Below are 12649 nucleotides of genomic sequence, written 5' to 3' on the forward strand. Positions count from 1 at the left end.
GAGCAAAATTTGAGATTATGCTATAGGTATGAAAATTTCAAATTTTGCTCCTTGATTTTTAACGCCTTCTGCTTTAATAAAACCATTGTGATTTTCTACAATTCGTTTTACAATGGTAAGTCCAATTCCGGTACTGTTTAACGATTTGGTTTGCAATACCTGGAATAATCCAAAAATCTTGTCGCTGTAAGCCTGATCAAATCCAAGTCCGTTGTCTGAAATGGTAATCAATTTATATTTCTGATTCGGGAGAAGCTGATCGTTATTTAATTCCTGTTTGTTTCCTGTCTTAGAAGTTATGCTTATAACGAGTTTTTTATCGGGATTTGAGAACTTTAAAGAATTACTGATGAGGTTATACATCAATTGTCTGAACTGAAATTCGATGACATTTAAACTTCCAAGACCTTCTATTTCGAATATTACATTTTTGTTTTCTGTTTCTTCGCTAAAATCTTCAATAACATTATTTAAGATTGTGTTGAGGTCTTTTAATTCAAATTTTCTTTCGTCGAATTTTGTTTTAGAATAGGTAAGAAGATCGTTGATTAAATTCTGCATTCTAAAGGCCGAACTTCTAATTTTCTGAAAGGCCGCTTTTGCTTTTTCAGATAGTTTGTTTTCTTCTTCGCGCTGAATTAGATCTGTATAAAGCTGAATTTTTCGTAAAGGTTCCTGAAGATCATGACTCGAAATATAATTAAAGGCTTCAAGTTCGGTATTCATTTTTTTAAGCGAATTGTTTTTCTCGATTAGCTTTTTTTCTGCTTCGGATATTATTTTTTCAGTTTCTTTCTTTTCGACTTCATTTTTCTTTAAAAGAGTATTCTTTTCGCTTAAAAGTGTTTTGTCTGCCTGAGCTTGTTCTACAGCAGTTAAGTGAAACGCAATCAATTCAGCAAAAAGATTAAACATTTCGCTGACTTTAAAATCTTTTAATTTATTTGGTTTAGGATCGATAGCGCATAAAGTGCCAAAAAAACTTCCGTCCTGACGTATAATGGGTACAGAAATATAACTCTGCAGATTGTACATAATTGGGGTATGATGATTATGGTACTCAGAATCTTCGCTTACGTTGTCAATAATTACGGCTTTGGGATTTTGCCTGATTTCGTCGCAGATTGTTGTTTTTACTTGTAATTCGTCTCCTGGTTTTAACCCAAACTCCAAATTATCTAAGGCACTGCATGTTATCCATCGATCTTCAGTAACTCTGGCAATGGCGGCAAAACCCATTCCTGTGGTTTGGCATATAACATTGAGTAAATTAGGAACAATTGAAATTTTTTCAATGTTGATGATATCTTGTTTGAAATTTTCTTCGAGCACTGGCGTAGTTGTTTTAATTTTTTAAAAATACGATATTATTATGGTTTGTATCAAATTATTGAGGCGGATAGTTATAATTATTTCTTAGTTTTTAATCTTTGAAAAATTATAAATCGTAATTTTGCAGCTGAATTTGCGTGAGGGATAGAAGCGGCATCCTTTTGTGAAGTGAAACGAAACAAAAGATATAGCGGAGAGCCCTCCCGATAGTTATCGGGATTGGGGCACGCCCAAAATAGGAACACAATTAAATTTAAATATATAGATTATGAAATTTTTTATTGATACAGCTAATTTAGCTCAAATTAAAGAAGCACAAGCTTTAGGTGTTTTAGATGGTGTAACAACTAACCCGTCGTTAATGGCGAAAGAAGGAATTACAGGAAAAAACAACATCTTAAAGCATTATGTTGATATCTGCGATCTTGTAGAAGGTGATGTAAGTGCTGAGGTTAATGCTCTTGATTATGACGGAATGATTAAAGAAGGTGAGGAGCTGGCTGAATTGCATGACCAAATCGTGGTAAAACTGCCTATGACAAAAGAAGGTGTTATGGCTGCAAAATATTTTTCGGATAAAGGAATTAAAACTAACGTAACTCTTGTTTTTTCTGTAGGACAAGCGCTTTTGGCTGCTAAAGCCGGAGCTACTTATGTTTCTCCGTTTATTGGTCGTTTAGACGATGTTTCGACAGATGGTTTAAACTTAATTCAGGAAATTAGAGAAGTTTACGATAACTACGGTTACGAAACTCAAATCTTAGCTGCGTCTGTACGTCACACTATGCATATTGTAAATTGTGCTAAAATTGGTGCTGATGTTATGACTGGACCTCTTTCTGCAATTTACGGATTGTTGAAACACCCGTTAACAGATATTGGTTTAGCTCAGTTTGTTGCTGACTTTGAAAAAGGAAACAAGTAATCCTTAGATACTTATGAAATTAAAATCGTCTTTTTTCTAACGAGAAAAGGCGATTTTTTTTACTTTTATATGAAACTTAAATGATTGAATATGAAAGTACTGCTTATAATGTTGTCGTTTTTTGCTGTAAATGTGTCGATATATGCGCAAACAGCTAAAGTTCTAAAAAGTGTGAATGATGCCGGCGATGTGGCAACATTTGAGCTTGATTGTTCGGTTAAGTTTCAGACTTTGGCCAAAGGACTTCGTTATAATATTACGCGTCATGAGTTTAAAGGTCCTGAGATGAAAAACAGCTATAGATTAATGTTGGTTATGGACGGATTTTATTCTAAAACCTTAAATAATGAAATGACAATTTCGGCAGTTTTAAGCGATGGAACGATTATTGAAGCCAAAAAGATTATTGAGTCGGATGGATTTTTTGATGGTGCGTGTACTTTAAAAATAAAAGACCCGGAAGCGCTTTTAAAAGCGAATATAGATAAAGTTATTGTTCATGCTGATAAAGAGGTGGTTTATCCGTTATCGGCTCAGAATAAGGCGATTTTTAAGAAGAATCTCGCTAATGTAATTAATGCTAAGTAAAGGGGCTAAGGTTCTGAGATGCTGAGGTGTTAATAAAGTCTCTAAGATGCTGAGGTTCTGAGGGACTAAGGTTTTTTATTTTATGGATAAAAAAATCCAAATTCTTATTTGTAATTGGAATTTGGATTTTTTTTTATATTGATATTTTATAAGTTTCTTAGTGACCTCCGCCTCCGCCTTCAACGTGGCTGATTCCTTGTCTTTTTAATATTTTAGGGCAGTAGAAACCGTAGAATCCTAAATATGCAAAACCAAGAAGTGGTACTATATAAGAGAAATGTGTCCAGGTGATACCAAAAATTCCTTCTGGTTTTGTTAAGTCAAAATCGCAGATACTTCCTTGAATTAATGGGATAACTCCTCCTCCAAGAATCATCATGATTAAGAATGAAGATGCTTTTCCTGTGTTTTTTCCTAAACCTGCGATCGCTAAATCGAAGATAGAAGGCCACATGATAGATAAGAATAATCCACCTGAGATGAAGAAGAATTTAGCAATTGAAGGATCTGGCCAAACTAATCCGGCAACCATCATTAATAAACCTGATATTCCGAAAAGCATTAATGTTTTTCCAGCATTTTTTCCTCCAACAAAACTTACCGCAATGAATAATAAAATCCAGATTGGGTAAATATAGAATGCAGAAACATCATGAGCTGCAAAAATGTTAGCTCCAATAATTACTCCAAATGCAACTGCAGGAACAATGAATTTTAAAGCTGTATTAACTAAGTTTGAAGTATTGAAAACGTTTACACCACCATTCCAGCGGCCAATCATTAAACTTCCCCAGTAAAGGGCGATAAATGGCGCGATGGCATCTTCTAGTACATTTCCGAATTCGGCAGTATGTAATAAAGCAGGTAAATTACTGATGATCGTAACCTCAGTTCCAACATAAATGAAGATTCCTAACATTCCTAAATACAATTGCGGGTAATCAAGAATATTGAATTTTTCGTGTGCTGTTTTAACCACTTCTTCCTCTTTTTCAGGATCTTCGATTTTAGAGAAGTTCATGAAAATAGCGACTGCGATAAAAGCAAGACCAAGGATGATGAATGGTAATTTGATATCTTCTAAAGAAAGAGAGGTGTTTTTGTTGTCTCCCATTCCAAATAAAGCGATACCTAATAAGATAGCTCCAATTGTTGTTCCGAATGAGTTGATACCTCCTGCTAATGTTAAACGGTGTGCCCCTGTGGCTGGACTTCCCATTTTAATTGCTAAAGGATTTGCTACAATTTGCTGAATTGAAAAACCTAAACCAACAGTAAACAAAGCGGTTAAGAAGAAAGGGAAACTTTCCATGGTTGCAGCTGGAACGAATAAAAACGATCCAACAGCAGAAAGAAGTAAACCAGCCGAAAGTGTTTTCTTGTAACCGAATTTTTGCAGTACGTCTAATTTTAAAGAAACTAAAAAGAAGATTATCGATCCTACAAAATACGCAGCATAAAATGCCCAAGCTACTAATTGTGATTGAACTTGAGATAAAGTAAATACTTTTTTGAATACTGGAATCAGGATGTCATTGGCCGAACCAACAAAACCCCAAAAGAAGAAGACGATTATCAATGAGATAAACTGTCCCCATTTGGTTTGAACATTTTCTGAACTCATAATTGTAATAAGGTTAATTTTTTAATAAACTGTTTTTTGAAGACCGTAAATATATTTGTTACATGAATCAAAAAAAAATTATTGATTGAAAATAATGTTAAATTTAAACGAACAGCATCATTTATTCAACAATGTGTTAATTTATTGAGAGTTAGAAATGTTAAAGTTTTATTCCAGAATTCGGTTTTTTACATCTTTACTGTAATTTCTGCCTATAGGAATGGTATAAGACTGAATTTGAATGCGGTTTCCTTCAATAGATTTTACTTTATTTAAAGCAATTACATACGATTTATGGATGCGCAGGAAGCGGTCTCCAGGCAATTCTTCAGATAATGAAGTTAAGGATTTGTGGGTAATATAGGTTTTATCTGCAGTGACAACTTTTATATATTCTTTCATTCCTTCGATAAAAAGAATTTCTTCAATATTAATTTTCATCATCTTTTTATCCACTTTAATAAAAATATGCGAATCACCTTTTGTGGTGTCGATTTTAATATTGTTTTTTAAATTGTATTCGGTTGTAATTTTATTGATGCATTTAATGAATCTTGGCAGCGGAATTGGTTTTACCAAATAATCTAAAACATCGAGATCATAGCTTTCTGCAGCAAACTCTCTAAAGGCGGTTGTAATGATAACTTTAGTTTTGTTTTCGATTAAACTAATTAACTCGAAACCGGTCATCATGGGCATATTGATGTCTAAAAATACGGCATCTACCGAAGTGCTGTTTATAAAATCCAGCGCTTCCAAAGAATTATTGAATGTGCCAATAACTTCAAAGTCTGTAAAATTGTTAAAATAATTTTGCAGCACTTTAATAGCTAAAGGCTCATCATCGATCAATACACATTTAATCTTCATTCTGAATAGGTATTTGCAAACGGATTATATAGTAATTTAGTTTTGTTGTGTCTTTTAAACTGAAATGATTCTTGTAAATTAACTTTAATCTTTTCTTCGTGTTAACGAGACCAATGCCGCCTTTTGACTTAAGATTTTGTGAATTTACAAAATTATTTAAGATTTCAAAGTCTAACATTTTATTGTCGGTAACTTTACAATTGATTTTAATTTTTAGGTTATTATTGTTGATTCCCCCATGTTTAAAGGCATTTTCGACCAATGAAATAAAGATAAGCGGCGGCACTACAATGTCCTCAATATTCGATTCTAAATTAATGGTAACCTCCACGTTTTCAAAGCGCAGTTTTTCGATTTCAATATAATTCTGAATATAATCTATTTCCTTAATAAGCGGGACAAACTTAGTTCCTTTTACATCATATAAAACATATTCCATCAAATTAGAAAGCTTGATAATTACGTCCGGAACCTTATCTGAAGATTCCAGCGATAATGCATATAAATTATTTAAGGTGTTGAAAAAGAAATGCGGCTGGATTTGATTTTCGAGATATTTCAGTTTGATTTTAAATTGATTTTCTCTTAAAGATCTGTTTCTTTCTCTTTCGCGAAGCCAGGTTAAAGTAAGATAAACAGAAGATGCCATCGCCAAAACGTATAACTCTCCTATACAAACGGCCAGAATGTGATTAATATCAAAAGGATGGTACTCTCTATTAGCCTCCGGCCATATATTTTCGGATATAATATAATAGGTCAAAGCTGTTTTTAACAGATAAATTCCAAAAAGACTGGTTAGTAAGGCGAGGGTATAGGTAATATATTTTTGTTTAAGCACATATTTTGGGACTAAAACAAAAAGGTTAAAATAGACAAGCGGGATATGCAGAGAGAACTCAATAAGATTCGATTTAAATGAATAAGGGTAATCATTAAAGTAAGCTCCCCAGCGTAAAAAGTTGAGGGTGAAATAACTCCCCCAAAACCAAATATGATTTTGAAGCTTTATGTCAAATTTTAATTTTTGAATATCGCTCAACTTTTTTTTAACGTTTTATTATTATTTGTTTGGGACTTGTAATTATTGTGCAACTTTAAACAATTACGGGCTAAAACACAATTTTTTTGAATAAAATTTTATAAAAAATGACAATTAATATTTTATTTTAAGGGGATATCGTTTTCGTATAACATAATGTTGAATGTTTTGTGTCGTTTGTTTAAAAAATTTAGCTGTTTGTATAAAATATTTTTTTTAACAGTACCTTAACAATAAATTTATCACTTAACTAATCAAAAACATGATAAAAATGAAACAAATTATGTTAATCTTTATGATTGTCTTTACAACGCAGGCCTCCCTTGCTCAAGTAAAAACAATTAAAGGTTTGGTAAGCGATCAAAACGGATTGCCGCTGCCGGGAGTGAGTATTATAATTCAAGGTACAAAAACCGCAGGCCAAACGGATTATGACGGAGTGTATACGATTCAAGCATCTGCAGGAGATGTTCTTGTATTTTCGTATATCGGTATTAAAACTAAAACAGTAACAGTTGGTTCTTCTCCAACCATTAATGTTGTGCTTCAGGAAGATGCACAAAATTTGAATGAAGTAGTTGTTACGGCTTTAGGTATTAAAAGACAGAAAAAAGAATTGGGTTACGCCGTTCAGGATGTTAAAGGCGACCAATTGAACAAGGTAATTACTACCAATGTTACCACGGCATTATCAGGTAGAGTTGCGGGTGTTGATGTTTCTATACCAGCTACTGGTGTTGCAGGAAGCACGAGAGTTATTATTAGAGGTATATCGAGTATAGGCGAGAGTAACCAGCCGCTTTATATTGTTGATGGTGTTCCTATTGATAACTCAGGATTGTCTAACGATCAGGCAGCTACCAGCAAATGGTTTGACGGACGTGATAACGGAGACGGTATTTCGGGTATCAACCCAAACAACATCGAAAGTTTAACAGTTCTAAAAGGTGCGGCCGCAGCTGCATTATATGGCTCAAGAGCGTTAAACGGTGTTATCTTAATTACAACCAAAAAAGGTAACAAAGGAAAAATTCAAGTCGAGTTAACCAGCGGCGTGAGTTTTGACCGAGTTGATGCGAAGTACTCTGATTTTCAAACAGAATATGGTACAGGTGCCAATGGCGTATTGCCGGATCCATCAAAAGCTCCAACAGAACTTTATACCTCTACTACAAATGCATGGGGACCTAAATTTTCTGAGAGTGTAGGACAGCAGGTAAAAATATTCGACGGATCGATGAGACCGTATGCTAAAGTTGATAATAACATTCAGGATTTTTTTAGAACTGGTTTTACCACTACAAACGGAATCGCAATTTCTGGAGGAGCTGAGAATGCTTTTGTACGTTTTGGTTTTAATAACTTAAAAAACGATGACGTAATTCCACAATCAGGACTGGAAAGAAACGATGCAACTTTGAATGCTACCTTAAGATCAGAAAAATTTACGTTAGATGCTAATGTGAATTATATTGCTGAAAACACAAAAAACAGACCTGGATTGGGAGATTCTCCTAATAACGTTGGGTATTCTTTAAGCGGACTTGCTCCTAATATTGATCAGGCTTGGTTGAAAAACTACAAAAATCAGGAAACAGGAGAAATTTATCCTTGGAACAACAATATTTACTTATTGAATCCATATTTTACTACACAAGAAAATCATAACTCATCTGTAAAAAATCGTTTTATTGGTAATGTTACAGGAACATATCAATTAAAAAAATGGATTGCATTGACTTTTAGAACAGGTCTTGATAGTTACGGGTTTAGTGCTAAAGATTTTATGGCAGCCGGAAGTACTTGGCCAGGAAGAGACGAAGGATATTTGGGTTTAAATAATATCAATGTATCAGAGATGAATACAGATTTTATTGCCACTTTAAGCAATATTAAATTAGCAACTGATTTTACTTTCTCTGGAATTTTAGGAGCGAGCAGAAGAGATTTTAAAAGAGAACAAGATTCTAGATTTGGAACAAAAATCATTGAACCGGGAACAGAATATATAAGCAATTTTGTAAACCAGACAGAAAATGCTCCGGTAGTAACAAAAACAAGAACAAACTCAGTTTATGGATCGGCTAAGTTTGATTACAAAGAATATTTATATGCTGAGTTTACAGGAAGAAATGACTGGTTTAGTGTAATTAACAAAGATGCATTTTATCCTGCAGCTTCGTTAGGTTTTGTATTCTCTGATGCATTTGGTCTTAAAGGAGATGCTTTTTCTTATGGTAAATTCAGAGCGTCTTGGGCACAGGTTTCTAATGCGCCGGGAGCTTACAAAAATGCGTTGAACTATACTACTTTTGCTTCTTATAACGGGCAGAGTGTTGTAAATATCAAAAATACATCGGCACCTAATCCAGATTTAACGTACCAATCTAAAACAGGAGTTGAGTTTGGATTTGAAACAGCTTTCTTCAAAAACAGATTAAGAGCTGATATTACACTTTACCGCGAAGATACATCAGATCAAACACTTGATTTACCATCTTCTGCAACATCTGGATATGAGTTTGTTTCTGTAAATGCCGGAAAACTTCGTAATGAAGGTATCGAGATTTTCTTATCTGGTACACCAATAAAAACAGATAGTTTTGAGTGGGGAATCGATTTGAACTTCTCAAAAAACAAAAACTCTATTGTTTCTTTGCATCCAGACATTAATACTTATACGATTTCTGAGGCTCGTTGGGCTGGAGCTGCAATTGTTGCTCAGGTTGGCGGACAATACGGAACTATTATGGGTAGAGATTTCTTAAGAAACGAAGCTGGAGAAAAAATAGTAAGCGCTAATGGATTGCCATTATTTACAGATGAAAAAGTAAAATTAGGAAAAGGACTTCCGGACTGGGCTGCTGGTTTAACTAATAGATTTTCTTATAAAGGAATTACGCTTCAATTCTTAATTGATATGAAATTTGGAATGGATGTTTATTCTATGACGAATTCAGTTGCGGCATCAAAAGGACTTTTGGATGTAACTACAGAAGGAAGAGATGAGTACAATCACGCAAGAGCGGCCGCTGCTGCCCTTCCTGGTTTCGATCCTGCAACTTGGGTTCCAACAGCGGGTTATGTTGCCGAAGGTGTTGTAAATACAGGAACAGCTCAAAATCCAATTTATGTAAAAAACACGACACCGGTTAATCCTCAAAGCTACTGGAATACTGTTTTCAACAATACTCCGGCACCATTTATTTATGATGCTTCTTATGTGAAATTGAGAGAAATCAGTTTAGGTTATACAATACCAAAAAGTGTTTTTGAAGGAGCAAAAATCAATTCAATCTATATTTCGGCATTTGCCAGAAATTTATTGACTTTTAATAAAGATCTTCCAAACGTTGACCCGGAATCAATGTATACTTCTGGAAACGGACAAGGTTTCGAATATGGTTCATTACCATTTAGACAATCGTATGGTTTTAATATTAAAGTTGCATTCTAAAAAAAGAAATTATGAAATTTAAACAAGTAATAATAGCCATACTCACGTTGTTTACTGCAGTAGGCTGTACCGAAAATTTTGACGAACTGGAAAAAGATCCGGTAGCAATGTCAGCAAATCCAGCCGGACAACTTACGTTTACGCAGTTGGCAATGTCGGGTGACGGGTTTTACCAATGGAGAGCCAACTTAATTTATTCAGGAGGTTTTGTGCAGCACTATGCCGGAGCATGGAACGTAACTGAATTTGGAAGTAAATTCAAAAAAGACGACGGATATGCAACTGCTCTTTGGAGAAATGGCTACCAAAACGAATTAAAGAATGTGGTCGATATGCTTGAAAAAACAGGAGGAGATCCTGGAGCTGCCAACATGAATGCCGTTTCTAAAATCATGAGAGTGATGGTAGCACATCGTATTACAGATCTTTATGGCGATATGCCTTATTCTGAAGCTGGATTGGGTTTCTCTAAAGGAATTGTAACACCTAAATATGATAAACAGGAAGATATTTATGCTTCGTTTTTTAAAGATTTAGAAGATGCAAATAATCAGTTAAACACAAGTGGAGGTCTTATAAAAGGTGATTTATTCTACAAAGGAGATATTACGAAATGGAAAAAACTAGCCAATACACTAAGATTACGTTTGGGAATGAGAATTTCTGAAGTAAAACCTGCCGAAGCAGAAAAACAAGTTAAAGCAGCTTTACAAGCAGGAGTTTTTACAAGCAACGACGACAATTGTATCATGAACCATTTAGATGCTACTTTTAACGATGATCCTGCATCAATTGATTTTAGAGGTAACGGATTAGCGTATGCACTTAACGGAAATGAAAACGGAGATCACTTTAGTACTTTGGTTATTGATTTTCTAAAAAACAACGGCGATCCAAGATTAACGATGTACGCAACTCCTAAAACAACAAGCGGAATAGTATCTGGAGGACCAATACAACCAGGAGAATCATTGTATGTGGGGGTTAAACCAGGATTATTTCAATGGGAAGTTCCAACAGGAGCGACTTCAACCTCTGGAATACAAGCTTATTTTAAGAAAAAAACAACACCCTTCTTACACGTAAGTTATTCAGAAAGTCAATTGTTGCTTGCAGAAGCGGCATTTAGAGGCTGGGTTCCGGGATCTGCAGCAGATTACTATAAAAAAGGAGTAGAAGCGGGTATCAAACAATTAGAAATTTATGGAGCAACGCCGGCAACTCAGGCAAGTATTGATGCTTATTTAGCGGCTAAACCTTTAGTTGCAGGACAAGAAAAAGTACAAATTGCAACACAGCTTTGGATAACGTATATTTTTAATAGTATTGAAGCGTATTCAAACTGGAGAAGAACTGGATATCCGGTATTAGTGCCAATTACAAATGCTGACTCTGAAACAGGAGGTGTTACGCCAAAACGTTTGTATTATCCTAACGATGAAATGCAGAAAAACGAAGCGCATTATTTAGAAGCTTTGGCAAGAATGGGAGGGAAGAACGATTGGTTAAATAAAGTTTGGTGGGATGCAAACTAAATAAATATTCCTAAAATATAAAGTTATGCCTGATAAGGTATTATTTTCATTCTAATTAAAATTAAAAACAAAAAAGTTTAAATTAAAAATTATGATAAAAAATAAAGCCTTATTAGGCATCCTTTTTTTTCTAAGTTCTCTTCTTTCAGTATACAGCTGTACAAATGAAAAAGAAAACAATCCAGAAGAAGTAAAAACTAAAACAGCAAGAGTGGTGGGGTATCTGTCCGCTGATAGTTTTAGCAAAGTAAACTCTATTCAGTTTTGTAAACTAACACATTTGAATATCGCATTTGCTAATCCGGATAAAAATGGAAATTTGGTTTTTAACGGAGATATCGATGCTGTAATTAAATACGCAAAATCGGTTAATCCTAAAATTGCGATTAGTATTTCGCTGGCTGGAGGAGTTATTTCAGGAGAACAAGCCGCAAACTGGTCTTCCTTAATTGATAAACCCGAAAACCGACCAGCATTTATTCAGAACATTGTAAAATTTGTTAAAGACCATAATTTAGACGGCGTTGATGTCGATCTCGAATGGGATGCCGTTACTACAGGTTATAGTGGTTTTGTGCTTGAATTACGAAAAAGCCTTACCGATAATAAAAAATTGCTGACAGCGGCGCTTCCAAACAATACCCGATTCGTAAATATCAGTGCAGCAGCTTTAAACGCCTTCGATTTTATAAATATTATGGCGTATGACAGTACTGGTCCGTGGAGCCCGAATAAAATTGAACAGCACAGTTCTTTTGAATTTGCAAAAGAAGGCATTGATTTTTGGCATAAACTTCAAAATGTTCCGAGTGAAAAACTTACACTTGGCGTCCCTTTTTACGGCTATAATTTTACCAATGCAGAAGTAACGAGTTCTGCTTTTGGTGAAATCGTACAAGCGGGAAAACAGTTTGCAGATCAGGATGAAGCAGGAAAGATATATTATAACGGAAGACTAACAATTGCTAAAAAAGTCGAATTTGCTGCTGAAAATACCGGCGGTATCATGATTTGGGAACTCGCACAAGATTCTTTTGATGAATATTCTTTGTTAGATGTAATTCATAAAAAATATACGGCATTAAAAATTAAAACTACAGGTTTATGCAGTAACTAAAACAGTCTTATCTGTTAATGAATTAATAAGTTTATCGCTTCTTTTTAACATCAAAATTAAAGAGAAGCGATAATTTTTTATATAAATGTCAGAATTTGAGATAGTTATTCTTTTTGAATTTTTTTTATCGATTTTTAACTTTTACTGAATAAAATCGTC

9 protein-coding genes are annotated in these 12649 nt (G+C 34.4%); 5 read left to right on the forward strand and 4 right to left on the reverse strand.

What is annotated here, in order from left to right; genetic code table 11:
* Window positions 1-15: 15 nt before the first annotated feature.
* Window positions 16-1332 carry a GAF domain-containing sensor histidine kinase gene (locus tag AC1RRQ_RS21145; protein ID WP_493024947.1) on the reverse strand — a complete coding sequence of 439 codons (1317 nt, stop codon included), beginning with the start codon at window positions 1330-1332 and terminating at the stop codon, window positions 16-18.
* Between the two features lie 268 nt (window positions 1333-1600).
* Between AC1RRQ_RS21145 and fsa the strand changes: the two genes are divergently transcribed.
* Together fsa and AC1RRQ_RS21155 are read left to right on the forward strand one after the other, a co-directional pair.
* On the forward strand, window positions 1601-2257 hold the full coding sequence (gene fsa / locus AC1RRQ_RS21150) for a fructose-6-phosphate aldolase (RefSeq protein WP_154784194.1): 657 nt from the start codon (window positions 1601-1603) through the stop codon (window positions 2255-2257).
* A 90-nt stretch (window positions 2258-2347) separates the two neighbouring features.
* Window positions 2348-2845, forward strand: a complete 498-nt coding sequence (locus tag AC1RRQ_RS21155; protein WP_493024948.1) for a hypothetical protein — start codon at window positions 2348-2350, stop codon at window positions 2843-2845.
* Between the two features lie 157 nt (window positions 2846-3002).
* On the opposite strand, the gene AC1RRQ_RS21160 is transcribed toward AC1RRQ_RS21155, so the two are convergent.
* The 3 genes from AC1RRQ_RS21160 to AC1RRQ_RS21170 all read right to left on the reverse strand — a co-directional run bounded on the left by AC1RRQ_RS21160 (window position 3003) and on the right by AC1RRQ_RS21170 (window position 6381).
* On the reverse strand, window positions 3003-4469 hold the full coding sequence (locus tag AC1RRQ_RS21160) for an MFS transporter (RefSeq protein WP_493024950.1): 1467 nt from the start codon (window positions 4467-4469) through the stop codon (window positions 3003-3005).
* Window positions 4470-4637: 168 nt separating this feature from the next.
* Complete coding sequence (locus AC1RRQ_RS21165; RefSeq protein ID WP_071638748.1) at window positions 4638-5339, reverse strand: LytR/AlgR family response regulator transcription factor; 702 nt, start codon at window positions 5337-5339, stop codon at window positions 4638-4640.
* On the reverse strand, window positions 5329-6381 hold the full coding sequence (locus AC1RRQ_RS21170) for a sensor histidine kinase (RefSeq protein WP_493024951.1): 1053 nt from the start codon (window positions 6379-6381) through the stop codon (window positions 5329-5331). The genes AC1RRQ_RS21165 and AC1RRQ_RS21170 overlap by 11 nt, the downstream gene beginning before the upstream one ends.
* Before the next feature lie 271 nt (window positions 6382-6652).
* Here AC1RRQ_RS21170 and AC1RRQ_RS21175 point away from each other — a divergent pair, with 271 nt between their 5' ends.
* From AC1RRQ_RS21175 to AC1RRQ_RS21185, 3 genes are all read left to right on the forward strand, one after another.
* On the forward strand, window positions 6653-9838 hold the full coding sequence (locus AC1RRQ_RS21175; protein ID WP_493024952.1) for a SusC/RagA family TonB-linked outer membrane protein: 3186 nt from the start codon (window positions 6653-6655) through the stop codon (window positions 9836-9838).
* A gap of 11 nt (window positions 9839-9849) precedes the next feature.
* On the forward strand, window positions 9850-11373 hold the full coding sequence (locus AC1RRQ_RS21180) for a SusD/RagB family nutrient-binding outer membrane lipoprotein (protein ID WP_493024953.1): 1524 nt from the start codon (window positions 9850-9852) through the stop codon (window positions 11371-11373).
* A 91-nt stretch (window positions 11374-11464) separates the two neighbouring features.
* On the forward strand, window positions 11465-12490 hold the full coding sequence (locus AC1RRQ_RS21185; protein WP_493024955.1) for a glycosyl hydrolase family 18 protein: 1026 nt from the start codon (window positions 11465-11467) through the stop codon (window positions 12488-12490).
* Window positions 12491-12649: the final 159 nt, after the last annotated feature.

The organism is Flavobacterium sp. GW821-FHT12A05 (genome assembly GCF_058807735.1).